General features: G+C 65.4%; 21 protein-coding genes. 8 read left to right on the top strand and 13 right to left on the bottom strand.

The window, feature by feature from the left end; all coding sequences use genetic code 11:
- Window positions 1–80: 80 nt before the first annotated feature.
- The gene (locus OPU69_RS10755) at window positions 81–1,367 is read right to left on the bottom strand and encodes an RsmB/NOP family class I SAM-dependent RNA methyltransferase (protein WP_498510951.1); all 1,287 of its coding nucleotides are present in this window, start codon (window positions 1,365–1,367) and stop codon (window positions 81–83) included.
- Window positions 1,368–1,572: 205 nt separating this feature from the next.
- Window positions 1,573–2,448, bottom strand: a complete 876-nt coding sequence (locus tag OPU69_RS10750) for a M48 family metalloprotease (RefSeq protein WP_498510949.1) — start codon at window positions 2,446–2,448, stop codon at window positions 1,573–1,575.
- Window positions 2,449–2,586: 138 nt separating this feature from the next.
- On the opposite strand from OPU69_RS10750, the gene OPU69_RS10745 reads away from it, so the two are divergent.
- On the top strand, window positions 2,587–2,766 hold the full coding sequence (locus OPU69_RS10745; protein ID WP_498510947.1) for a DUF1674 domain-containing protein: 180 nt from the start codon (window positions 2,587–2,589) through the stop codon (window positions 2,764–2,766).
- A 90-nt stretch (window positions 2,767–2,856) separates the two neighbouring features.
- A complete protein-coding gene (locus OPU69_RS10740) occupies window positions 2,857–3,636 on the top strand; it encodes a Coq4 family protein (RefSeq protein ID WP_498510945.1) in 780 nt (259 codons plus the stop codon).
- A 3-nt stretch (window positions 3,637–3,639) separates the two neighbouring features.
- Here the strand turns inward: OPU69_RS10740 and OPU69_RS10735 are convergent, their stop codons facing one another.
- The 3 genes from OPU69_RS10735 to cysD are packed head-to-tail and all read right to left on the bottom strand — an operon-like array spanning window position 3,640 to window position 7,297.
- A complete protein-coding gene (locus tag OPU69_RS10735; RefSeq protein ID WP_498510943.1) occupies window positions 3,640–4,374 on the bottom strand; it encodes a 3'(2'),5'-bisphosphate nucleotidase CysQ in 735 nt (244 codons plus the stop codon).
- 2 nt (window positions 4,375–4,376) lie between these two features.
- Window positions 4,377–6,296: a sulfate adenylyltransferase subunit CysN gene (gene cysN, locus OPU69_RS10730; protein WP_498510941.1), complete on the bottom strand. Its 1,920-nt coding sequence runs from the start codon at window positions 6,294–6,296 to the stop codon at window positions 4,377–4,379.
- Entirely contained in the window at window positions 6,296–7,297 is a 1,002-nt protein-coding gene (gene cysD / locus OPU69_RS10725) for a sulfate adenylyltransferase subunit CysD (protein WP_498510939.1), read from the bottom strand. Before cysD ends, cysN begins: the two co-directional genes overlap by 1 nt.
- Here cysD and OPU69_RS10720 point away from each other — a divergent pair.
- From OPU69_RS10720 to OPU69_RS10710, 3 genes are all read left to right on the top strand, one after another.
- Complete coding sequence (locus tag OPU69_RS10720; protein ID WP_498510937.1) at window positions 7,296–8,342, top strand: helix-turn-helix transcriptional regulator; 1,047 nt, start codon at window positions 7,296–7,298, stop codon at window positions 8,340–8,342. The genes cysD and OPU69_RS10720 overlap by 2 nt on opposite strands.
- A 132-nt stretch (window positions 8,343–8,474) precedes the next feature.
- Entirely contained in the window at window positions 8,475–10,862 is a 2,388-nt protein-coding gene (locus OPU69_RS10715; protein ID WP_498510935.1) for a M1 family metallopeptidase, read from the top strand.
- Complete coding sequence (locus OPU69_RS10710; RefSeq protein ID WP_498510933.1) at window positions 10,859–11,353, top strand: DUF6702 family protein; 495 nt, start codon at window positions 10,859–10,861, stop codon at window positions 11,351–11,353. Before OPU69_RS10715 ends, OPU69_RS10710 begins: the two co-directional genes overlap by 4 nt.
- 65 nt (window positions 11,354–11,418) lie before the next feature.
- Here the strand turns inward: OPU69_RS10710 and OPU69_RS10705 are convergent, their stop codons facing one another.
- Window positions 11,419–12,003 carry a carboxymuconolactone decarboxylase family protein gene (locus tag OPU69_RS10705; protein WP_498510931.1) on the bottom strand — a complete coding sequence of 195 codons (585 nt, stop codon included), beginning with the start codon at window positions 12,001–12,003 and terminating at the stop codon, window positions 11,419–11,421.
- 118 nt (window positions 12,004–12,121) lie between these two features.
- Here OPU69_RS10705 and OPU69_RS10700 point away from each other — a divergent pair, with 118 nt between their 5' ends.
- Window positions 12,122–13,015 (top strand): LysR family transcriptional regulator, encoded by an 894-nt coding sequence (locus tag OPU69_RS10700; RefSeq protein ID WP_498510929.1) that lies wholly within the window; start codon window positions 12,122–12,124, stop codon window positions 13,013–13,015.
- Here OPU69_RS10700 and OPU69_RS10695 read toward each other — a convergent pair.
- The 3 genes from OPU69_RS10695 to OPU69_RS10685 are packed head-to-tail and all read right to left on the bottom strand — an operon-like array spanning window position 13,012 to window position 18,572.
- A complete protein-coding gene (locus OPU69_RS10695; protein ID WP_498510927.1) occupies window positions 13,012–14,664 on the bottom strand; it encodes a family 43 glycosylhydrolase in 1,653 nt (550 codons plus the stop codon). The genes OPU69_RS10700 and OPU69_RS10695 overlap by 4 nt on opposite strands.
- Complete coding sequence (locus tag OPU69_RS10690; RefSeq protein WP_498510925.1) at window positions 14,625–15,626, bottom strand: alpha/beta hydrolase; 1,002 nt, start codon at window positions 15,624–15,626, stop codon at window positions 14,625–14,627. The genes OPU69_RS10695 and OPU69_RS10690 overlap by 40 nt, the downstream gene beginning before the upstream one ends.
- A gap of 54 nt (window positions 15,627–15,680) precedes the next feature.
- The gene (locus OPU69_RS10685; protein WP_498510923.1) at window positions 15,681–18,572 is read right to left on the bottom strand and encodes a TonB-dependent receptor; all 2,892 of its coding nucleotides are present in this window, start codon (window positions 18,570–18,572) and stop codon (window positions 15,681–15,683) included.
- Between the two features lie 251 nt (window positions 18,573–18,823).
- On the opposite strand from OPU69_RS10685, the gene OPU69_RS10680 reads away from it, so the two are divergent.
- Both OPU69_RS10680 and OPU69_RS10675 read left to right on the top strand, forming a co-directional pair.
- Complete coding sequence (locus OPU69_RS10680) at window positions 18,824–20,170, top strand: pectate lyase family protein (RefSeq protein WP_060978671.1); 1,347 nt, start codon at window positions 18,824–18,826, stop codon at window positions 20,168–20,170.
- Window positions 20,167–20,622 (top strand): cupin domain-containing protein, encoded by a 456-nt coding sequence (locus OPU69_RS10675; RefSeq protein WP_060978672.1) that lies wholly within the window; start codon window positions 20,167–20,169, stop codon window positions 20,620–20,622. The genes OPU69_RS10680 and OPU69_RS10675 overlap by 4 nt, the downstream gene beginning before the upstream one ends.
- Here OPU69_RS10675 and OPU69_RS10670 read toward each other — a convergent pair.
- Genes OPU69_RS10670 through OPU69_RS10655 form a run of 4 tightly spaced genes read right to left on the bottom strand, consistent with a single transcriptional unit; the run spans window position 20,555 to window position 24,527 of the window.
- Window positions 20,555–22,099, bottom strand: a complete 1,545-nt coding sequence (locus tag OPU69_RS10670; RefSeq protein ID WP_498510921.1) for a carboxylesterase/lipase family protein — start codon at window positions 22,097–22,099, stop codon at window positions 20,555–20,557. The two genes, OPU69_RS10675 and OPU69_RS10670, sit on opposite strands and share 68 nt — an antisense overlap.
- The gene (locus tag OPU69_RS10665; protein ID WP_498510919.1) at window positions 22,086–23,108 is read right to left on the bottom strand and encodes a sugar kinase; all 1,023 of its coding nucleotides are present in this window, start codon (window positions 23,106–23,108) and stop codon (window positions 22,086–22,088) included. The genes OPU69_RS10670 and OPU69_RS10665 overlap by 14 nt, the downstream gene beginning before the upstream one ends.
- Window positions 23,093–23,860 carry a 2-dehydro-3-deoxy-D-gluconate 5-dehydrogenase KduD gene (kduD, locus tag OPU69_RS10660; RefSeq protein WP_498510917.1) on the bottom strand — a complete coding sequence of 256 codons (768 nt, stop codon included), beginning with the start codon at window positions 23,858–23,860 and terminating at the stop codon, window positions 23,093–23,095. Before kduD ends, OPU69_RS10665 begins: the two co-directional genes overlap by 16 nt.
- Window positions 23,861–23,888: 28 nt before the next feature.
- Window positions 23,889–24,527 (bottom strand): RpiB/LacA/LacB family sugar-phosphate isomerase, encoded by a 639-nt coding sequence (locus tag OPU69_RS10655; protein ID WP_060978705.1) that lies wholly within the window; start codon window positions 24,525–24,527, stop codon window positions 23,889–23,891.
- Window positions 24,528–24,583 lie beyond the last annotated feature (56 nt).

The raw sequence follows: 24,583 nt of genomic DNA, 5'->3' as shown, positions 1-24,583 counted from the left end.
TAGCCGCTTAAACCTCAACATCTTGTGGAGCAAGGCGCTTTGCGGCGCTTTTCCACATGATTTGGCCCAGAGCCGGACAGTCAGGCCCGATGGCGCAGCCGGGCCATGAAAAAGCCGTCCAGCCCGCCCGCGTCCGCCAGCATGCCGGGCAGGGTGCGCACCTGGCCCAGCCCATCGGGCATAACCCCAGCGGGGAGTTCGTCGGTGGCCACGGGGTCGATCGTGTAGCGGCTGTCTTCGGTAAGGAAGTGCGCGACGACATCCTCGCCCTCGGCCTTTTCCAGCGAGCAGACGGCATAGACCAGAACGCCGCCGGGCTTCACCCAGTTCGAGGCGCGCTCGAGCAATTGCGCCTGCTGCTGCGCGCGATCCTCGATATGGCGCGCGCCGATGCGATAGAGGACATCGGGATGGCGGCGGAAAATGCCGGTGGCGCTGCACGGCGCATCGAGCAGAACGGCATCGGCCTGCTCGTCAGGACGCCATTCTAGCAGGTTGTCGGTAATCGTCTCGGCATCGAGGCCGGTGCGCTTGAGGTTCTGGCGCAGGCGCTTCAACCGCTTTTCCGAATTGTCGAGCGCGGTCACCTGCCAGCCGGCGGCGGCGAGTTGCATCGTCTTGCCGCCCGGCGCAGCGCACAGATCGAGCACGAAGCGACCCTGGCCCGCACCCAGCAGCCGCGCTGGCAGGCTGGCGGCGAGATCCTGCACCCACCAGTCGCCCGATTCGAAGCCCTCGATCTGTTCGATCGCCCCTGCGCGAGGCAGGCGGACATGGCCGGGGGCGAGCGACACGCCGCCCAGCTGCTCGGCGGTTGCGGCGCTCTTGGAGGCGTCGGCAAGGCTGAGGTCGAGCGGAGGAGGGCTGCCGAGCGCGGCGCTGGCAGCTTCGGCCATGGCCTCACCCCAGAGCGCAGTCCAGCGGTTGGCGGTGGCCGGCGGCAGCGCGGGCGCAGGCAACGCCACGCCTGCGCGCATCAGGCTGCCGAACACTCCATGCGCCAGCTTGCGCGGCCCGCCTTGCAGCAGCGGCAGTGCGGTCGCGATCGTCGCATGCGGCGGGGTTTCGAGCGCCAAAGTCTGAGCGAGCATGATGCGCAGCACCATCCGCGCCTTGGCGTCGTCCGCGAGCGGCAGCCGCGTCATGCTGTCGATCAGCAGGTCGAGCCCCGGAAGGTGCCGGAGAACTTCGCCCGCAATCGCCATGGCGAGCGCGCGGTCGGAACGGTCCTCGATCCCCTGACAGGCGGCATGCTGGGCGACATCGAGCGATTCCCCGCGCCGCATTACGGCATCGAGCATTTTCAGCGCCGCGCGGCGTGCGGGCAGGCCAGGGGTGTCGTCAGGGGCGGAGGAGCGGTTGTTCATTGGGCGGCGTTAGGCGGGGACGCCTGACAAATCAAATCCTCCCACAGCTTGCTGGGGGAGGGGGCCCGCCCGCGAAGCGGGTGGTGGAGGGGCAGCGGGATGTTGCCGCGCTGGACCATTGTGCCATCCCGCTACCCCTCCACCACTGACCTGCGGTCAGCGGTCCCCCTCCCCGAGACGAGCTCGGGCAGGATTTTGGATGGGCTCACCGCCTGCCCAGCGGATCAAGCGCGCTGCCCCGGCGGGGGGGAGGCGGGGCGCTGCCCTGTTCGCGCGCGATCGCCTCCAGCGCGGCGATGCGGTCGCCGGTATCGGGATGCGTCGAGAACAGCGCGCGCACCCCCGAGGGCACGATGTACAATTGCGCCGCCGCCGGGTTGCGCTCGACCACCGGGTTGGGAATTCGCTGCGCCTGGTTCGAAATCCGCGCCAGCGCCGAGGCGAGCGCAAGCGGCTTGCCACTGATCTCCGCACCGCCGCGATCCGCGCCGAATTCGCGCGTCCGGCTGATCGCCATCTGCACGATCATCGCGGCAAAGGGCGCGACGAAGACCGCCAGCATCGCCGCCCAGGGGTTGCGATTGTCGTCGCGGAAGAACAGCCCGAAATTGGCGAGCATCGACACCGCGCCGGCGATCGTCGCGACCATGGTCATGATCAGCGTGTCGCGGTTCTTCACATGCGCCAGTTCGTGCGCCATCACGCCTTCCACCTCGTCGCGGCTCAGCATCTGCAGCAGGCCCGTGGTCGCAGCCACAGCGGCGTTTTCAGGATTCCGCCCCGTGGCGAAGGCGTTGGGCGCAGCCTGATCGATGATATAGACGCGCGGCATCGGCAGTCCGCCGCGCTCGGCCAGACGGGCGACCAGATTGTAGAAATCCGGGTGGCTCTCAGCGCTCACCTCGACGGCATTGTGCATTTTCAGCACGATCTTGTCGGCATTCCAGAAGGTGAACAGGTTCATGCCCGCCGCGACCAGCAGCGCGATCACCGCGCCAACCGATCCACCCAGCGTATAGCCCAAGGCCATGAACAGCGCGGTCAGCGCTGCCAGCAGCATGGTGGTCTTAAGTCCGTTCATCTCGGTTCAAAATCCTTGTCTGACATTGCATGCCCGGTGCTTCACATCGCGCCCGGCACGCCCCATATGCCCGCAAGAAATGTAGGAATGCCGCGCCGGTTTTCAATCGATCGGGCGGCCCAGCCCAAGGGACGCAGCATGCCAGATACCCCCCGCGCGACGCGCCGCCCCGATCATGTCAAGCCGCCCGCGCATTGGGGCAAATCGCCGCCCGTGCCCGTGCCCCAGCCGATCGCCGATGGCGATGCCGAGGAGGCCGCCAAGGGCCCGACCCGCTTCGGCGACTGGGAGCACAAGGGCATCGCGATCGACTTCTGATGATGTGTCACCGGCGATGACACGACTTTTCAACCTTTGCGCCGCATGCTATTGACACGATTGTCAGTGAGAGGGCGAGAAAGGTTGACCATGTCCGAGCCGATATTCCGTCATCCCGAGCGGCCCGTGCCGAAGTTCCGCCCGTTCAGGGCCATGCACCATTTTCGCAAGCTGATTGCGGACAAGGAAGATACCGAGCAGGTCTTCCACATCTTCCAGTGCCTGCCGCGGTTGAAGCTGGTCGATGAGATCCGGGCCTTCGTGTACAGCGATTTCGGGCGGCAGCTGCGGATCAGCGAGCCTTATCTTCCCGACATTCTCGACGATCATGCTCGGCTGCGCGCCATGCCCAAGGGCAGCGTCGCGCATGCCTATGTCGATTTCATGGAGCGCGAGGGGCTGTCGGCTGCCGGGCTGGTCGCCGAATATGACCGGTTCCAGGGCAATCGCCGTTATGGCGACATGGTCGAATGGTATGTCAACCGGCTGCGCGACACGCATGACCTGCTGCATGTGCTGACCGGCTATGGCCGCGACGCGCTGGGCGAAGCGTCGGTGCTGGCCTTCACCTATGGCCAGAACCCGTCGCCCGGCAATATCTTCATCGCCTATATGGCCGCGCTCAATATCCGGCGCACGATCGGCAGCGATGCCCCGGTGCTGAAGGCGGTCGGCGAAGCCAAAAGGCTGGGCAAGGCGTGCCCGCGCATTGCCGAACAGCCGATGCTCGCGCTGCTCGCCGAGCCACTGGCTGCGGCGCGCAAGCGGCTGAACATCGATGCGCCGCGTTATTACGCCATGGCGCACGAGCGGCTGCGCGCGCGCGGCATCGATCCGTATAATCTGCTCGGCAATCCTCAGCCCGCCTGACGGTCAGCCCGGCAGCGAACGCATGGCCGCGAGGACGCGCTCGGCCCATTCCGGCTGACAGACCAGCAGGTCGGGCATGTAAGTGTCCGCCTGGTTGTAGACCAACGGCGCGCCATCGGCGCGGCTGACGTGCAAACCGTGCGCGGCAGCGACAGCAACCGGCGCGCAGCTGTCCCATTCATACTGCCCGCCGGTGTGGAGATAGATTTCCGCCTCGCCGCGCACCACGGCCATCGCCTTGGCGCCGGCGCTGCCCATCGGCACGAGTTCCGCGCCCAGGATTTCCGCCACCGCCAATGCTTCCCTGGCCGGGCGGCTGCGGCTGACCAACATGCGCGGGATCGGCGCGCCGGGGGGCAGGGGCTGCGGCTGGTCGGATCGCAGGACCAGATCGAGCCCCGGCAGGGCCACCGCGCCGATTGTCGCCACGCCATCGACTGCGAGCGCGACATGCACCGCCCAGTCGGCGCGCGCCTCGCCATATTCGCGGGTGCCGTCGACCGGATCGACGATCCACACGCGGCTCTTGTCCAACCGCGCGGGATTGTCCTTCTCCTCCTCGCTCAACAGCCCGTCATCGGGGCGTTCGCGTCGCAGCGCGTCGCACAGAAAGGCATTGGCGGCAGCATCACCCGCCTTGCCGAGCGACTGGCCTTCCAGCCCGCTCGACATGCGTACCGCCAGCAGCGTCTGCCCCGCAGCATGCGCCAGATGCGCGGCAAGTTCGGCGTCGGTCATGCTCATTTGAGCGGCATCAGCTGGCGGACGATATGTTCGGCGGCCTCTTCCGGCGTCATCTCGACCGTGTTGACGCGGATGTCCGGATCCTCGGGCGGCTCGTACGGGCTGTCGATCCCGGTGAAATTCTTGAGCGCGCCCGAACGGGCCTTCTTGTACAGCCCCTTCACATCGCGCGCCTCGGCGACCTCCAATGGCGTATCGACGAAAATCTCGACGAACTCGCCTTGCGGAAGCATCTTGCGCACCATCTCGCGCTCGGCGCGGAACGGGCTGATGAATGCAGTCAGCACGATCAGCCCGGCATCGGCCATCAGCTTGGCAACCTCGCCGACGCGGCGGATATTCTCGATCCGGTCGGCCTCGGTAAAGCCGAGATCGCGGTTCAGGCCGTGGCGGACATTGTCGCCATCGAGCAGGAAGGTGTGGCGGTTCATCAGGTTGAGCCGCTTTTCCACCTCGTTGGCGATGGTCGACTTGCCCGAACCCGACAGCCCGGTGAACCACAGCACCTTGGGCTTCTGGTTCTTCAACGACGCATGCACCTCGCGGGTGATGTCGGTCGCCTGCCAGTGCACGTTCTGCGCGCGGCGCAGCGCAAAGTGCAGCATCCCTGCGCCGACGGTCCGGTTGGTCAGCTTGTCGATCAGGATGAAGCCGCCCAGCGTCCGGCTTTCGGCATAGGGTTCGAACACCAAGGGCTTGTCGGTCGCGATCTCGGCGACACCGATCGCGTTGAGCTCCAGCGTTTTGCACGCCAGATGCTCCAACGTGTTGACGTTCACGGTATATTTGGGCTGCTGCACCGTCACCGACACGGTCTGCGTGCCGAGCTTGAGCCAATAGGACCGCCCGACGAGCATGGCGTCGTCATCCATCCACACGATGGTCGCCTCGAACTGGTCGGCAGCCTGGGGCGGCTGGTCGGCGGTGGCGATGACGTCGCCGCGCGAACAGTCGATCTCGTCGGCGAGGCAGATCGTCACCGACTGGCCTGCGACGGCACTGTCGAGATCGCCATCAAGCGTGACTATGCGGCTGACCGTGCTGGTCTTGCCCGAGGGCAAAACCCGCACCGCATCGCCTGGCTTCACCGTGCCGCCCGCGATCAGGCCGGAAAAGCCCCGGAAATCGAGGTTCGGACGGTTGACCCATTGCACCGGCATGCGGAAAGGCTTTGCCTGATCGGTGGCGCTGTCGACCTCGACCGTTTCCAGATGCTCGACCAGGCTGGGCCCTGAATACCAGGGCGTGTTGGGCGAGGGCGCGGTGATATTGTCGCCCTTGAAGCCGCTGATCGGCATCGCCACGAAATCGCCGATGCCGATGGATGCTGCAAACTCGCGATATTCTGCGACGATCTCGTCGAACCGCGCCTGGCTGTAGTCGATCAGGTCCATCTTGTTCACGGCCAGCACGATGTGGCGGATGCCGATCAGGTGCGCGAGATAGCTGTGCCGCCGCGTCTGCGTCAGCACCCCCTTGCGCGCGTCGATCAGGATGACGGCAAGGTCTGCCGTCGAGGCGCCGGTGACCATGTTGCGCGTATACTGTTCGTGCCCCGGCGTGTCGGCGACGATGAACTTGCGCTTTTCGGTCGAGAAGAAGCGATAGGCGACATCGATGGTGATGCCCTGTTCGCGCTCTGCAGCAAGGCCGTCGACGAGCAGCGCGAAATCGATCTCCTGCCCTTGCGTGCCGACGCGCTTGCTGTCGGCTTCCAGCGCGGCCAGCTGATCCTCGAAGATCATCTTGCTGTCATAGAGCAGCCGCCCGATCAGCGTCGACTTGCCGTCGTCCACCGACCCGCAGGTGATGAAGCGGAGCATCGTCTTGTGCTGGTGCTTGTCGAGATAGGCGAGGATGTCCTCGGCGATCAGGGCGTCTGTCTGGTAGACGGGGGTCTGGTCGGCGGTTTCCATCAGAAATAGCCCTCCTGCTTCTTCTTCTCCATCCCCGCACCGCCCGCGTCCTTGTCGATCACGCGGCCCTGGCGTTCGGACGTGGTGGTGAGCAAGGTTTCCTGGATCACCTCGGGCAGGGTGCTGGCCGTGCTTTCGACAGCGCCGGTCAGCGGGAAGCAGCCCAGGGTACGGAAGCGGATCGAGCGGTTGGTGATCTCGGGCGTGTAGCCCAGCACCTTTTCCAATCGAGGGATGTCATCGGCCATGAACAACTGGCCCTCCCATTCGAAGGTCGGGCGGATCGCCGCGAAATACAGAGGCACGATCGGCACGTCGTTCAGCTGGATGTACTGCCAGATATCGAGCTCGGTCCAGTTGCTGATCGGGAAGACGCGGATGCTTTCGCCCTTGTTCTTGCGGGCGTTGTAGAGGTTCCACAATTCGGGCCGCTGGTTCTTCGGGTCCCAGCCATGGCTGGCGGTGCGGAACGAGAAGATGCGCTCCTTGGCGCGGCTCTTTTCCTCGTCGCGCCGCGCGCCGCCGAACGCCGCATCGAAGCCATGCAGATCGAGCGCCTGTTTCAGCCCCTCGGTCTTCCACATGTCGGTGTGCAACGGGCCGTGATCGAACGGATTGATCCCGCGCTCCGCCGCTTCGGGGTTCTGATAGACCAGCAGCTCCATGCCGCTCTCGCGCGCCATCTTGTCGCGCAGGGCGTACATGTCCTGGAACTTCCAGGTGGTGTCGACATGCAGCAGCGGGAAGGGCGGGGGCGAGGGGAAGAAGGCCTTGCGCGCCAGATGGAGCATGACCGCGCTGTCCTTGCCGACCGAATAGAGCATCACCGGCTTCTCGGACTGCGCCACCACCTCGCGCATGATGTGGATCGCTTCCGCCTCGAGGCGCTCGATATGGGTGAGGGTGCGGGTCATCGGCAGAGCTCCGTGCTGGGATGCCGCGCAGATGGCACGCCAACATCTGTCTTGAACCTCCCATTTGGGAGGGTATAGAAAATTCATGCGTTTCGACCCCGGTCTGCTCGAATCCCTGCACGAGGGCATGTTCCAGGCTCCCTTGTGGGATGACTTCCTGCACCGCCTGCGCGCGAGTTCCGGCGCGGCGCTGACGCTGCTTGCCATCCGTCCCCAGGGGCAGAGCGATGTTGCAGAGCTCGTGGCGGGCGAGGGACCCGCGAGCGCGCTGCGACGCCTGCTGGTGAGCGCCGCTATGCGGGAGGGGCGAAGCTATGCGCTCGAAGAGCTGATCGATCTGGGCGGTGCAGCCGATCGCGAGACACTGGCAGCCGCGCGAATCAAGGCGCTGCGGGCGGTGCGGGTGACCGAACCGAGCGGCGTCGACGGCTGGCTCGCCTGTGCTGGGGAGAGAGATCTGGGCTCGGCTGCGGGCGCGCTGGTGCTGGCGCTGGCGCCGCACCTTAAGATTGCGCTGCGCAGCTTCGCTGCCCTGGAGCGCGAGCGCTTCCGCTCGGCAGTCACGGGCGAGGCGTTCAATCGGCTGAACATCGGCTGGCTAACGCTCGATGCCCAGGGGCGGATCGTCGAGGCGAGCGAGAATGCCGGACAGATGTTCCAATGGGGCAGCCTGATCCGGCGCGGACGCTATGACCGGCTGGTACCGGCCGACCCGGCTGTGGACCGGCAGCTCACCGGCTATCTGAAGCAAGTTGCCGCCGGGAAGACGGTGCGGCCGCTGGCGATTAACCTCAGCCGCGATCCCTGGCTCGACATGCTGGTCGCGCCGCTTCAGGGCGAGACGATATCGGGCCATCGTTCGGCCAGCGTCATCGTCTATGTCAGCGGCGACCGGCGCAGCCAGGCCGATCGGTGCGAGCAGCTGGTCGACATGTTCGGCCTGTTGCCCAGCGAAGCGCGGTTGGCCTGGCTGCTCGCTCAGGCGACCAGCATCAGGGACGCCGCCGCGGCGCTCGGGCTGAGCGAGGAAACCGCGCGGAATTACTCGAAGAAAATCTATGCCAAGACCGGCGCGAGCGGCCATGCCGAGCTGGTGCGCGTGATCATGACCAGCGTGCTGGCGTTGAGCTGAATGCCAGCGTTGCCATAAGGGTGACAATTCATCGCAAATCGAAGCGCCGGGGCATTGACCACCATGCGATAGTATCACATGCAAGCGGTCTGATCGTTTCAGGGGCGATAACGCCCTGAAAAGGGGGTTGTCTTGCGTCGTCTTTCCGCCGTTTCCGCTTCGCTGTTCGCGCTTGCTGCTGCGACCGCAACTGCCTCTGCCAGCCCGGTCGAGCAGACCAAGGGCAGTTACGAGGACAAGTTCCGCCAGCTCGAAGGCGAGGAATGGCCGACCCCGACCGATTATCGCAATTCCTCTGGCGCGCCGGGCTATCGCTACTGGCAGCAGAAGGTCGATTATGACGTCAAGGCGCGGCTCGACGAGGCCAGGCGCACGGTCAGCGGCAGCCAGACGGTCCGCTATGTCAACAACTCGCCCGATGCGCTGCCCTATCTGTGGCTGCTGCTCGATCAGAACCAGTACAAGCGCGATTCGATCGAGGCGATGACCGAGACTGTCTCGGGTGACAAGATCAGCCTGGCCGAAGTGCGCCGGCTCAAGCGCCTCAAGGAATGGGAGGGCGGCTTCACCATCGCTGCGGTGCGCGATGCCAGCGGCAAGGCGCTGCCCTTCACCGTGGTCGACAGCCTGCTGCGTATCGATCTGTCCCAGGCGGTCGCTCCCAATGGCGGCGAGACCAGCTTCTCGATCGAATGGTCGTTCCCGATGGCCGAGAACAAGGTGGTTGGCGGGCGATCGGGCTACGAGTGCTTCACCCAGCCGGGCGAGGACGGCAATTGCATTTTCGAAGGCGCGCAATGGTTCCCGCGGCTTGCGGTCTATTCGGACTATGAAGGCTGGCACAACAAGGCATTCCTGGGGTCGGGCGAATTCACGCTGGAATTCGGTGACTATCGCGTCGCGCTGACCGTTCCCGCTGACCATGTCGTGGCCGCCACCGGCGTGCTGCAGAACCCCGACCAGGCGCTGAGTCCCGCGCAGCGCCAGCGGCTCGAACAGGCCAAGTCGGCCACCAGCCCGGTCTATGTGGTGACTCCGCAAGAGGCGGAGGCGGCAGAACGCGGCAAGGCCTCGGGCGAGAAGACTTGGATATTCTCCGCCACCAATGTCCGCGATTTCGGCTGGGCGAGTTCGCGCAAGTTCGCCTGGGACGCGATGGGCGTGAAACAGGATTATGCCGATCAGCCGCTGGTCATAGCGATGAGCTTCTTCCCCAAGGAAGCACGCCCGCTCTGGGACGCCTATTCGACCAAGGCGATCGCGCACACGATCGACGTCTATGGCAAGTTTGCCTTTCCCTATCCCTATCCGGTTGCGCAGTCGGTCAACGGGCCGGTGGGCGGGATGGAATATCCGATGATCACCTTCAACGGCCCGCGCCCGGTGAAGGACAAGAAGACAGGCAACCTCACTTATACCGAGCGCGCCAAATACGGGCTGATCGGCGTGGTGATCCACGAGATCGGCCACAACTGGTTCCCGATGATCGTCAATTCGGACGAGCGGCAATGGACCTGGATGGACGAGGGGCTGAACACCTTCCTGCAGTTCCAGGCCGAACGGCTGTGGGACAAGGATTATCCGGCGCGGCGCGGCGAGCCCAAGGATATCGCCGAATACATGCTCTCGACCAACCAGATGCCGTTGATGACGCAGTCGGATTCGGTGCTGCAATTCGGCGCGAACGGCTATGGCAAGCCGGCCACCGCGCTCACGATCCTGCGCGAGACGATCCTGGGGCGCGAGCTGTTCGACCGCGCCTTCCGCGAATATGCGACACGCTGGCGGTTCAAGCATCCCACGCCCTATGACTTCTTCCGCACGATGGAGGAAAGCTCTGGCGTCGATCTCGACTGGTTCTGGCGCGGCTGGTTCTATTCGACCGACCATGTCGATATCGCGCTCGACAAGGTGGTGCGTGCGACGCTCGAACCGGCGGACGCCACCGCCGCTGCCGCCGAGCGCAAGAAGCGCCGCGATGCCGAGCCCGGATCGCTCACCGCCGCGCGCAATGCCGGGCAGCAGACCGTGGTCGAGCGCGATCCTGCGACGCGCGATTTCTATGACAGCATCGACCCGCTCGACGCCACCGCCGCCGACAAGCGCAAGGCGGCGGAAGCCTTTGCCGATCTGACGGCGGAGGAAAAGGCGGCGCGCCAGGTGACCGATAACTTCTATCGCTTCAGTTTCTCCAATCGCGGTGGCCTTGTCATGCCGGTGATCCTCAAGATGGATTTCGCCGACGGATCCAGCGAGACCGCGCGCATCCCGGCAGAGGTCTGGCGCTACAACCAGAAGGCGGTGACCTGGCAGTTCGTGACCCCCAAAACGCTGACGCGTGCCGAGGTGGATCCGCTCTGGGAGACCGCCGATGCCGACCGCTCTAACAATGTCTATACCGGCCAGATCGACCCCAAGACGCTGGGCATCGAAACGCCCGAGGAAACCAAGAACCGGATGAAGGATTCGGACGTCAAGGTGCAGCCCGATTCGCTCCGCACATTTGGCGCGCCGAAATGATGCGGCGTTTCTCTGCCATCGTGGCGGCGGTTGCGAGCCTGACGCTCGCCCCCCAGGCGAATGCCCATCGCGGGCATGATGCGATGACCGTCGTCACGCTGGAGCCCGATGGTGCGGTTACCGTCTCGCATCGGTTCGAGGCGCATGATCTGGAACCCGCGCTCGCCGAGATTGCGCCGAATGCGCAGACCAGCCTCGACGATCCCGACGCCATTGCCGAGCTGAAAACCTATCTGCTCGCACATTTCAAGCTGCGCGCCGATGGACAGGAGGTGCCGCTTTCGGTCGCCTCGGTCGATATCGGCGTGCGCGAGGTGCGGATGAATTACGCTGGTTCGATAAAGGGACGTCCCAAGGCGGTCGCGATCCAGACCACGATCCTGCGCGACATCTATCCGCGCCAGGTCAACCAGGTCGAGGTCAAGCGCGGTACCTTCGCGCGGACGCTGCGCTTCGGCGGCGACGAGGTGCAGACGGTCGCGCTTCCCTGACAGGCCATGCCCCGATGGTCGCAGGACCACCGGGGAGGACATGACCTGCTGGATGCCGTGCAGGCTCAACCGCGCTTGGGGGTGCGGCCCTTGGGGTCGTGCCAGCGCAGCGCGGGATCGTTCATGAAATCCTCGAGCGGCGTGTGGGTGAGGTGGTTGGTGTAATTGCTGATCACCTTGGTGGCGATGATCGTCACCACCTCGAGCAGCTGCGCCTTGCTGAACCCGGCGGCGAGAAATGCCTCGACCGCCGCGTCTCCGGCAAAGCCGCGCTGCTCGGCGACCGTTTCCGCGAAGACGCGCAGCGCCTGCAGACGGGGATCGGCAATCGGCTGGAGGGAGCGGATTGCCTGGATCACGTCTTCGGGAACCCCCGCCTTGCGCGACAGGAAGGTGTGGCCCGAAGCGCAATATTCGCAGCCATGAAAGACGTTGATGGCCTGATAGACGACCTGCTGTTCGGCCGGGCTCAGGCTGGCCTCCGCCGCGATCAGGCCGAACAGATCGTCATAGGCCTTCAACGCCACCGGGCTTTCGGCGAGCGTCGCCTGCAGCTTGGGGATGAAGCCCCAGCCTTTCTTGACCGCAGCCAGACGGTCCTTCGATTCTTCGGGGGCGGTGTCGATGCTGTGGATGGTGAAAGCGGTCATGTCCTGTCTCCTGTTGGCCGCACCGTGCTTGGCTGCGGACAGATCGGAATTAGGCCATGCCTGATAATTGCAGTAGATAGGCGAAAGAGCTATCACTCATTCCTGAGGGGAATGAATTATGGATCGGCTTCAGGCGATGCGGCATTTCGTGACGGTGGTCGATTGCGGCTCGTTCTCGGCCGCCGCGCGCCAGCTGCGGATCGGTCAACCCGCCCTGTCCAAATCGGTCGCCTTGCTCGAAGACCGGCTGGGCGTAAGGCTCATCGTCCGCAACACCCGAAGCCACAGCCTCACCGAAGCGGGCCAGCGTTTCTATGACGGCGCTCGTCTGGCGCTGGACGAGGCCGATGCCGCCGAGGCCGCTGCGCGCGACGAGGCCGGATCGCTGAGCGGCAGTCTGCGCATCGCCGCACCGCCGGTCTATGCCAGCCAGGTCGTGATCCCACTTCTGCCCGATTTTCAGGCGATGCACCCGGATATCCGCATCGAGCTGATCCTCGATGACCGGCGGATCGATCTGGTCGAGGAGGGGGTGGATCTGGGGCTGCGCACGGGCGCGCTGGGCGACAGCAGCCTGCTTGCGCGGCGGATCGACAGGGCGAGCCGGATGCTGGTGGCAACGCCCGGCTATCTGTCCGACATGGGCGCGCCCGTCCAGCCTGACGATCTGCGCCGCCACCGCATCGTCAGTTTCACGAGCTTCGAGAATCGCGAGGCCTGGACGTTCGAGCAGGGTGGTGCGCGCCAGACGGTGGTCCCCGGCGATCCCGTGCTGCGCGTCAACGCGGCCGAAGGGCTGCGGGCTGCGGTTCTGGCGGGGATGGGTATCGCGATGGTCACCGATCGCATGGTGGGGGCCCATCTGGCGCGCGGTGAACTGGTCCCGCTGCTGGCCGACTGGACTTTGGGGACAAACGATATCTGGGTGATCTTTCCCGAAGGCCGGCGCGTCCGCCCGCGCGCGCGGCTGTTCGCCGACTGGCTGGCGGATGCGGTTGCCGAGATTGGTTAATCCGCCAGTGCGGTGAAGCGGAAGTCGCGGAATTTCGCTTCACCCGGGCCGGCGGCATAGAGCCCCGGTCGCAGCATCAGGAACCCGCCGCGGACATTGTGGTGATAGCCCGAGACTTCCATGCCGCGATCGAATTTCAGCCAGGTCTTCCCGCCATCCCCCGATGTGTGGAAGCTGACGATATGCTTCCGGTTGGTCACGCGGATGCGCATGCGGCTGCCGTGCGGGTTGGCAGGGCGGCCGCGCTCGATGCCGTACTGGTGCGTAACGAAACGCTCGGCATCGAAGCCCAGGCCCGCATAGAGCTTGTCGTCATAGAACAGCACCAGGCCTGCCGTACCGCCGGGAGCGAGTTCGATATCGCATTCGAAACGGTAGGATGTGTCGCCCGCCGTGACCAGCAGCGGCGATCCGGTCGAGGGGGCGAGGCCCTTGCCCTTGAGGAACAGGGTGTTGTCCTTGACGCGCACCCGCGTCGCCTCATCGGAATCGGGGCGGAAGAATGACCATTTGGTGCCGAGTGCGAGCGTAGCGAAATTGTCGGACAGCGCCATGCCGTGCGGCAGCGCCTCGCCGCCCTTCGGCTTTGGCAAGGGGCTGGAAAGGTCGCCGCCGGTCATGCGGAACCAGCCATCGGGCGTGAACTCCACCGGATCGAGCAGGCATTGCCTGCCCAGCGTCCAGTAACCGTTCTCGAACCCGTGATAGAGGCTCCACCAGCTTCCATCGGCGGCTTCGACCAGGCTGGCATGGCCACGCGACCACCAGGCTTCGCGGATATCGGTCGTGCGCACCAGCGGGTTGCCGGGATGCTGTTCCCACGGGCCATGGATCGAACGCGAGCGGGCTGCGATCACCATATGGCCCGTGGGAGGTCCCGCCGTGCCCCCCACGGCGGTAATCATGTAGAACCAGCCTCCGACGCGGTGGATCTTCGGTCCCTCGGGCGAGAAGCCCTCGACATCCCATTCGTCCGGATAGCGCCAGGGGTCGTAGACATGTTCGACCTCGCCGGTCACGCGCATGCCGTCATCGGACAGCCTCACCCGGTCGCCGCCCGAGAGGAACAGCCACCGCGATCCGTCCTCGCCGACCGCATGACAGGGGTCGATATGCTCGTGCAGACCCAGCGGGACGGGGTCGGACCAGGGGCCGTCGATATGGTCGGCCCAGATCACGTAAATGTCGTTCTGCGGGCTAGCCTTGACCGGGATGTAGAGAAAATATCGGCCCCGGTGTTTTTCCAGACTGACCGCCCAGACCGAGCCGATATTGCGGGTGAGCGCTGGCTTGCGTGGGCACCAGTTCACCAGATCGCGCGAATGCCAGATCAGCAGGCCGGGATAGGATTCGAAGCTCGAGAAAGTGAGATAGTAATCCTCGCCATCCTTGAGGATCGCGGGGTCAGGCCGGTCGCCCGACAGCACCGGATTGAGGAAGCGGCCATCGCCGAGATCGGCGATGCGCTGATTGCCCAGGCCCCGGCGCCAGCCTGGGGAGGGAATCGGCGCCGGGGAGGGGCTTGCGGGCAGAGATGTTGCAAGCCCCAAGCTGGTCAGCCCCGCCGAGGCGATAGCGCCCCGGCGGGTGAAGAGCGGCGAGCGGCGCGTCACAGCGCCAGGCCCGTGGTGCGCGCCCAGGCGCGCCATAATTCGGGCCAGACCTCGACCGGCTTGCCGATGGCCTTGCGCAGCCCGAAACCGTGCCCGCCATGCTCGAACAGATGCGTCTCGACCCGCACGCCCTTGTCCTTGAGCGCGGCGCGCAGCAGCAATGCGTTGTTGACGGGTACCACCTCGTCATCCTCGGCATGCAGCAGAAAGAAGGGCGGCGCGTCGGCGGGAACGTTGCGATGCGGCGAATGCGCGGCTTCGAGCGCGGGCGTCGGTGCCTTGCCGAGCAGCAGGTCGCGCGAACCCGGATGCGCATCGGGCGGGGTCATCGAGATCACCGGATAGATCGGCGCGGCGCTGTGCGGCCTGGCAGAAAGACGGTCGGCGGCATCGCCCGGATCATAGACTTTCGCGTCGAAGCGCGTGGAAAGGTCCGCGCACAGATGCCCACCCGCAGAAAAACCCATAGCCGAAACGCGCTCCGGGTCGATCGCAAAATCGCGAGCGCGCGCGCGTATCAGCCGCATCGCGCGCTGCGCATCGGCTAGCGCGACATCGGGGCCCGCCGCCCAGCCTTCACCCGGCAGGCGATAGAACAGCACGAAGGCGGTGAAGCCGCGCGCCGCCAGCCAGCGGCCCATCTCATAGCCTTCCTTGTCGACCACCACCCAGCGATAGCCGCCGCCCGGCGTGATCAGCACCGCTGCGCCATTGGGCCGGTCGGGCTGGAACACCGCCATGCGGGGTCTGGAAATGCCGAACACCGCGCGGTCGGTGACCAGCCGGTCGGTCGAGCGCTCCTGCACGGTTTCGACGAGCGGCTTGGCGGGAGCACCCGGTGCGCCACTTGCCCACAGGTCGATCGTCTCATTGGGCTGGGGCAGGCCAGGGGGCAATGCGCCACCTGGCACCTGCGGCACTGGCGTCTGCGCCTTTGCCAGGCCGGCAAGGCCCAGAACGAGCGGAGCCGCCATGAGGGACCGGCGGTCTATCTTCATGGCGGCTCCTCTTGCGTTAGGTCGGGCAGCGGCGAACCGCTGCCCCGGTTGTGATCAGTATTTGAAGCGCGCGCCCAGGAAGAAGGTGCGGCCGAAATGGTTGTTCTCGTAGTTCCGGTCCGCATCGAAATCGGTGAAGCGATAGCGATAGGTGTCGGTCAGGTTGTTGCCTTCCAGCGAGACTTCGAGCCATTCGGTGAACTTGTACCGGATCGATGCATCGAGGTTGAACTGGCTGCCAAAGCCTTCCAGGACATTGCCGGTGCCGCTCGCGCCTTCGTGCCAGCGGCTGCGATAGGTGCCCATCACGCGCGCGGAGAATTTGCCGTCGTCATAGTAGAAGGTGCCGTTGAACGACCGCTTCGACACGTTGGCGAGAGCCGCGCGGCGGGTAACGGGCTGCAGCGCGCCTCCCGGTGCAACTGCAGGGCCCTGCAGTGTAAAGTTAGCACTGCTGTCAATGAACGTCGCGTTGGCTAGAATACCGAAGTTGCCGAAGAATCCATCCGTGAAAGCGCTGAACGGGATTTGGGCAGCAATTTCGACACCCTTCAGCTTTGCACCCTGACCGTTGACCGTGGTGGTCAACGTCCAGATCGGCTGGCTGAGCAGCGCCGGGTTCAGCGCAGCTGGCGAAGATGGGTTGAGCACGGAGACTGGTAGCCCGGTTTGAGCAAAGGTTGCCTCAGTAATCGCTGCCGACTGGGTGAAGCTGCCGACATTTTTGATGAAGCCGGCGACCGACAGTAGGGCCTGCGGCGCGAAATACCATTCGATCGCGAGGTCATAGTTCGTCGCGCGGAACGGCTCGAGGAACGGGTTGCCGCTGTTGACGCGGAAGTTGAAGCCGTCCGCCGAACCGCCGGGGGTCAGCGAGCCGAGCGTCGGACGGGTGATCACCTCGGCCGCTGCCGCGCGGATGATCAGGTTCTGCGTCGGGAAGAAGGCGATATTGGCCGAGGGCAGCCAGTCGTCATAGCTGGGCTCGATCGTCGCTTCGACCGCGCCGACCAGGTCGTAGGACGACTGCTCCGTCTTCACATAGCGGATGCCGCCGTTGAACGCATATTCCAGGCCGAAAATGTCGCCCTTGGCGTCGAACTGCAGATAGCCGCCCTTGGTGGTTTCCTGCACGCCGCGATTGTTGCCTGCGTCCAGCGCCAGCGGACGGCTGTACAGCTTGGTGAACTCGGTGGTCGCATCGAGATTGGGGACCAGCCAGCTGTTCGTATTGCCCGCCGGTTGACCGGCATTGCCCAGCTGGAACAGCTCGGAAAGCTGCGCCGTCACCGGGAAGCCATAGACAGCGGTCGGGCCGAACAGGCTGGTGGGCGAGCAGGTGATGGTGCCCAGCACCCGGTCCAGACCGCCATTGCCGCAGACCGCGGTATCGCGGGTGAACGCCACGGTATCGAACTCGAACCGGCGCCACATCACGCCCGCCTTGATCGTGAAGTCCTCGGTGACATCCCATTCGGTGCGCAGCTGCGCGGTCTTGAACTGGTTGACGATCTCGGAGGGACGGTCGCGGATTTCGGCGAGTTGGAACACGGCCGGATCGGTGACGCTGGTGCCGAAGGTCAGCTTCGGACGCTTCATGTCGGTATAGTCGTAGCTATAGCCCTGCGCGTCGCGGTCATCGAACACGACCGTCGTTTCCACCGGAATGTCGGCGGTCGATTTCGAGATGCCGCCGAGCAGCGTGAAGCGGAAGCTGTCTGACAGGTCCTGATCCCAGGTGCCGCCGACCTGATAGAATTCGGTCGTGCTTTCGCGCAGATAATGTTCGGTGCGGACCCAGGCATCGTTGAACGTGCCGCTGATCATGTTGTTATTGGCGTCGTAAACCGGGTTTATGACGTCGATCGAGCGCTCGTTCGAGCGGAACAGCACCTCGCCCCAGCGCTCGCGCCGGTCGCTGTTGAAGCGCGAATACAGACCGTCGATCGAGAACTTGGTCATGTCGGTCGGCGCGAACTGGATCGATCCGGTAATGCCCAGACGCTCGCGATCGTGCTTGACCTCGCCATAGCGCGGGATGCGCGGGTGGAAGGACAGCGCCGCCTGATCGCAAGCCGCGTTGCGGCCATTCACATAGACGCCCCCGGCGTTCCGGACCGGGGTCGTGTTCGTCGCACTCTGCTGGAAGCAGGGGGTGCCGTTGACCGAGTCGAAGCGCGCTTGCGCCCAGCGTACGGTGTTGTTGCCGAGCTCGAGCACCTGGGTCTTCTGATAGGCCGCCGAAAGCGACACGCCGAAGGTGCCGGCATCATTGCGCCAGCTCAGCAGGCCTGCGAGGCGCGGGCCGGCATATTCGGACAGGTCGTTATAGCTGACCACGGCCGAGCCGACGGCGGTAAAGCCCGCCTTGGCTGCGAGCGGGTTGCCGGTGTTGAGATCGACCACCGCACCCAGCGAACCTTCGTCGAGACTGGCTTCGGCGGTCTTGTGCACGACGATCGAGCTGAACAGTTCGGAGGCGAACACGTTGAAGTCGAACGCTCGGTCGCGGTTGGCGGAGGCGCCATCGGTCGAGGTCGCGACGGTTTCGAGACCGTTGACGCGGACGCGGGTGAACTGGCTCGACAGACCGCGCACGGTGATCGCGCGGCCTTCGCCGGCGTCACGGGTGATCGAGATGCCGGGGATGCGCTGCAGCGATTCCGCGAGGTTCTGGTCGGGGAACTTGGCGATGTCCTCGGCGACGATCGCGTCGATCGCACCGACCGAGGTGCGCTTCAGGTTGATCGCGGCTTCGAGCGACTGGCGAAAGCCGGTGACGACGATCTCGTCCGCAGCCGGAGCTTCGTCCTCGACCGTGGTCGGTTGCTCGCCCTCGGCGACCTGCGCCTGCGCGGTGCCGGTCGCGGCCAGCGCGCACCCTGCGAGCAGTGCCGCCTTGAAAATGGAATGGCCGGTTGCCCGGTGCGTGTTCTGACGGCGCATGTCTGTCCCCTCCTGATCGCCTTATTTCAGGCAATTGCTACCGGTGTCAAAGGAGAAGATGCAGTATGCATCCGATACGCCCTGACACCCTGACTCCCGACTTCCGAGGCCTCGCCGGAGCGGGCATCGCTGTTCTTCCCGATGATCCATGGAGCGTGTCAGTGAGGCTGACCGTCCAAGGTAACCGGTGTCATTATGTATTGCCCTCTCGCTGCGGCTCTGTCAATAACCATGGCAACGGGAGAGACATCATGCGCAAGACCTTGCAGAAAGCCGCGATAATCGGGGCTTTCGCCCTGGCCAGCCTGACCCATGCCGCCGCCGAGCCGCATCCGGGCGATCCCACGAGAGGCGGCGCAGGGGGGCGAATCATTCGCGTCACCACGCTCGCCAAATCGGGGCCGGGATCGCTGGCCGAGGCGCTGGCTGCAAAGGGGCCTCGCACGGTGGTGTTCGAAGTCGGCGGCGTGATCGATCTGGGGCGCAGCACGCTGGAAATCACCGAGCCCTATCTTACAATCGCGGGTCAGACCGCGCCATCGCCCGGTATCACGATCGTCAAGGGCGGCATCGATCTGCGCACGCACGATGTCGTCGTATCGCACATCCGGGTGATGACCGGCGCGGACGGCCAGGCGCGCATGTCGGGCTGGGAGGCGGATTCGTTTTCCACCGTCGCCGCGCACAATGTCGTGGTCGAGCATTGCAGTTTCCTGTGGGGCGTGGACGAGAACATGTCCGCTTCCGGCCCGCGCTTCACCGGCAACACGGTCGACCAATGGCGCGCGGGCACCAGCCACCATATCGTGTTCCGCGACAATCTGGCGGCAGAGGGGCTGGCCAATTCAAGCCACCCCAAGGGCGAGCATAGCAAAGGCTCGCTCATCCACGATAATGCAACGAATATAATGTTTTACCGCAATGTCTGGGCGCATAATGTCGAGCGGTCGCCGCTGGTCAAGGGCGGGGCGCAGGTGGCGATGGTCAACAACCTGATCTACAATCCGGGCCACCGCGCGGTGCACTACAACCTCATGAATCTCGAATGGCAGGGCCATGAATATGTCACCGGCGAGATCACCGCGATCGGCAATGTCATGCGCGGCGGCAACGATACCAACGAGGGGTTGCCTTTCCTGATGCTGGGCGGCGATGGCGATCTGGCCTATTTCGGCAAGGACAATCGGGCGGTCGACCGGCATGGCAATCCGTTGCCCCAGTTCGGCCGCTATGGCGAGACGCGCGCGAAGCTCATCACCGCCAAGGCACCCCTGGCGCGCATCGACGCCTATGCCGTGCTGCCTTCGGGCGAGGTCGAGACCTCGCTGCTGCAGACCGCCGGTTCCCGCCCCTGGGACCGGGCGCCCGATGACATTCGCGTGCTGTTCTTCGTCGCCGAGGGACGCGGCGACATTATCGACGACGAGAGCGAGGTCGGCGGTTACCCCGCGCCGGTAGCGACCTTTGCCCCGTTCAACGAGGCCGACTGGAATCTCGACACCATGACGCCGAAATCGGGCCGCTATCCGGGCCAGAAGGGCGGTGCGCAGGAGCGTCTTTCGACGCGCGATGCGCAGATGCGGGCGACCCAGCCATGAGCGTCCTCGTCGCGCTGCTGCTCACTGCCGCGCCGCCGATGGCGATCGTAGACGAGCTCGATACGGTGAAGCGCGAGCCGCCGCCGCATGGGAATATCGGCATGAGCACCGCGTGGCGGATCAGCGACCATGTGCCGCAGCCGCGCCGCATGGAGTTCCGCCGCCGCACGCTCGATATCGGCGCGGCGATCGGCGAACACCCGATCGCGCATGACGAGGTCTATTATGTGCTCGAGGGCGAAGGCGAGGTCGTCTCCGACGGCCAGCGTGCGACCCTCAGGCCCGGCATGACCGCTTATCTTTACGATGGCGCGGTGGTCGGCATCTGGCAGAAGGGCGACAAGCCGCTTGCGCTGATCATCGCCTATCCGGTCAAGGAACCGGTCAGCTGCCCGGCTGAATGTACGGCCCCGTCGCCCACAGCTCCCGCTCGAACCGGCGCGGATCGTTGACCACCACTGCCGAGCCATCGCCGACCACCAGCGTCGCACGGTCGGGCAGGGTGTAGGGCGACCAGCTAACCAGCCCTGGCTTGCCGGTCTTGGCCAGGCCCGTGAAGGCCTCCATCATCAGATCGCGCGTCGCCTGCGCGCGTTCATCGGTACCGCTATAGCTGCCAGGCGCGTCCAATGTGCCGAAGACATAGGGAATGTCGTCGGTATGCGCGGCGCCGCGCGCAGTATCGATCGGCGAAGGACGATCGAGCTGATAGACCCAGGTCGCTTTCGCGCCTGCCTTGGCACGCTCATCCGCCTCGATCACCTGGCCGGGCCAGGATCGCCCGGCGGTGGTCGCGGCGTAGAACAGCCGCTCGGGGCTCCACTCCGGAAATTGCGCGCGATAGCGGGCGACGACCCATTCGGGGTCGAGATCGATCTTCACCTCGGCGGCGATGCGTGGTGCGATATTGCTCCAGTCGAGCCCCTCGAGCTTCGGCCCCTTTGGATCGATGAACGCGCGCGTTTCCTGAGCGGTGTTGCCGAGGATCATCGGGATGGCGAGCGATTGCGGCGCGGCATCGGGCCAGAACGGGTGGCGCGGCAGGTTGGTCATGTCGAGCACCGGCCCGAAATAGACCGGCCCGCCGATCACCGGATCGGTGGCCACGAGCGCCTCGACAATGGCCATGGCAGGCGCGTTGCGCAGGCCTTCGACATCGCCGGACGCGAGCTTCATCGCCGCCATCAGCGCCTGGGTGCGCTTCCACGCATTGCCCGGGCCGCTCGCGGTGACCTGCTGCCCGCTCATCGTCGCTGCGCTATGGAACAGGCCGCGCGCCGCCGGCATCGCCATCAATGTCGCGATCTTCGCTCCGCCGCCCGACTGGCCAAACACCATCACCCGGGCCGGATCGCCGCCGAAATCGGCGATATGGTCGCGCACCCAGCGCAGCGCGAGGACAAGGTCGAGCTGGCCGAGATTGCCGCTATCGGCAAAGCGCGGCCCGAAGGGTTTGAGCCAGGCATAGCCGAACGCGTTGAGCCGCTGGTTGACCGTCACCACCACGACATCGCCTTGCGCTGCAAGCCGGTGGCCGTGGGTCAGCGGATCGGTGACGGTTCCGTTGCTGTATGCGCCGCCATGGAAATAGACCATGACAGCACGCTTCGCGTTCGGTTTCGCTTCGGGCGTCCAGACGTTGAGCAACAGGCAGTCTTCGGACTGGGCAAGCTCAGGATTGCCGCGCTGCGGCGCGATCGGCCCGAAGTGCTGCGCGCGAAGGGCGGGGCCGTCCCAGGGCTCGGGCGAGGGCGGCGCAAAGCGTTCGGCGCGGCCATAGCGGATGCCCTTGAACGCGAGCACACCATTCTCGCGCAGGCCAGTATAGCGACCGACGCGCGGGTCGGCTGAGCGGGCGAGGCCAGGGGCCGCGATCAGCGCCGCGCCGCTGCCGATCAGCGCACGGCGGGTAAGTTCAACGCCGGACATCGCCGCCGCTGGCCGAGAAGGCGGCAAGCTCCGCAGGGCCGATCAAACAGAAATCGCCCGGCAGGCTGTGCTTGAGTGCGGCCAGCGCGAGCCCGCATTCGGCCATGGCCTGCGCATCGCCGCCCTGAAGATACTGGTGCAGCACGCCCGCAGCAAAGGCGTCGCCCGTGCCGATGCGATCGACGATGCCGGTCACGTCGATCTCGGCGGTCTGGTGCTTGGAGGCGCGCGTATCGACGCGCGCAGCGATGCGATGATGGTCGCTACTCACGACATGGCGCGCGGTCGAGGCGACGAGTTCGAGATTCGGAAACGCCTCGAATGCAGCCTCCACCGCCTCGCGCCGCCGTTCTGCGCCATCGCCGGAGAACGTCTTGCCCAGCAGCAGCGAGATGTCCCGGTGATTGCCGATCAGTACCGTCGCGGCGCTCACCAGGCGGGTGAGGATGGCGCGCGGATCGCTGTCCCACGCGTCCCAGAGCAGCGCACGGTAATTGCCGTCGAAGCAGATCGGCACGCCTGACTCCTGCGCGGCAGCGATTGCCGCCTCGGCAAGTGCGACGCCGCCCGGGCCGAGCGCAGGCGTGATGCCCGACATATGCAGCAAGGCTGCGCCCTCGAGCGCTCCCTTCAGGTTCAGGGCATCAGGCGAGGCGAGCGCAAAGGCCGATCCTGCCCGGTCATAGGTGATCGACGATGGCCGCAGGCCCGCACCGGGTTCGAGGAAATACAGCCCGATGCGTCCGCCGGCGCGCGCGATGAAGCGCGTATCCACGCCCGCCGCGCCAAGCTCCGCCTTTGCCTTGTCACCCAGCGGCGAGCTGGGCAGCAGCGTCACCATCCGCGCCTCGTGCCCCAGCGACGCGAGCGCGGCGGCGACATTGGCCTCCGCCCCACCGACAACCATGTCTAGGCTCTGCGCCTGTATCAGCATCCGCACGCCCGGCGGAGACAGGCGCAGCAGCATTTCGCCGAAGCAGACGATTGGCCCCGTCACCGCGCGAGCCATCCGCCATCAACGGCGAGCACATGGCCCTGGACATAATCCGCAGCGCTGCTCGCCAGGAACACCGCCGCACCGCCGATATCCGCAGGATCGCCCCAGCGGCCTTCGGGGATGCGCTCCATGATCTGACGGTTGCGCGTCCCATCGGCCTGCAATGCGGCAGTGTTGTTGGTGGCGATATAGCCTGGTGCGATCGCATTGACGTTCACGCCCTTGGCCGCCCATTCGCAGGCGAGCAGCTTGGTAAGGCCCGCAACGCCGCTCTTGCTCGCGGTATAGCTCGGCACGCGAATGCCGCCCTGGAAGCTCAGCATTGAGGCGATGTTGACGATCTTGCCGCGCCGCCCCGTTGCTTCGCGCTGCGCGATCATGTGACGGCCTGCCGCCTGGCTCAGGAAGAGGACCGACTTGAGGTTGGTGTCGACCACCGCGTCCCAATCTTCCTCGGTAAAGTCGACAGCATCGGCGCGGCGGATGATGCCGGCATTGTTGATCAGGATGTCGAGCCCGCCCAGCGCTTCAAGCACCTGGTCGACCACGGCCTGGACCGGAGCGATGGTGCCGAGATCGGCGGCGACGAGTTCGCACCGGCGGCCCAGTGCGCGAACCTTGCTCGCGGTCTCCTCCGCCGGCGTGCGGCCAACCGCTGCGATGTCAGCGCCCGCCTCGGCCAGCGCCAGTGCGATGCCCTGGCCGATGCCGGTGTTGGCGCCAGTCACCACCGCGACGCGGCCCGAAAGGTCGAATAGGCTCATGGTTCCGCTCCCCTGTCGGCCGGGTCGATCAGGCCGAAAGGCCGCGCAGATAGTCGGCGATCGCCTCGTCCTGGCAATTGGCATAGAACAGTTCGGCGAACTTCTCACCAGCGATCGCCGCCTTGAGCAGATCCTGGTCGACCGTCTTCAGCACGGTCAGCATGTCGTGGCAGGTCGCGGCCTTCAGCTCCTTCAGGATGCCGCGGTTCTTGGCCATGATCGCGGCGCGCTCCTTGGGATAGCCCAGGCCCCGCTCGCCGTCGAACAGCTTGGCATAGCAATCGCGCAGGTTGAGCTCGGCCGCCCAGCCAAAGCCTTTGGCATAGGGCATCGAGATCGCGTTGCCATCGTTGATCTGGCCGAACAGGAACGCATCGGTCGGGTCGATGACAAGCCCGCAGAAAACGCCCGGCATGGCGTTGCACGCGAGCATCGATCCCATGCCGGTGCCGCAACCGGTGACGACGAAATCCGCCGCGCCCGAATTGAGCAGGATGCCCGCGAGCAGCCCGTTCATGACATAGGTCAGCGAAGCCGAATCCTCGGCGGTGTACATGCCGTAGTTGAACACCTCATGCCCCAGCGGCACTGCGACATCGGTCAGCGCCTCGTGGATGATGCCGTTCTTGGCGGCCTGGCTGTTCTCGGTGATCAGGGCGATCTTCATCATGTCTCTCCTGTCCGGGCAGCGGTGCTCGGCGAGTCCGGCCCGATTGGGTTCGG

The organism is Blastomonas sp. 34TW, assembly GCF_059803595.1.
The sequence above is the reverse complement of the archived record's forward strand: the minus strand, read 5'-3'. Positions and strand labels throughout refer to the sequence as shown.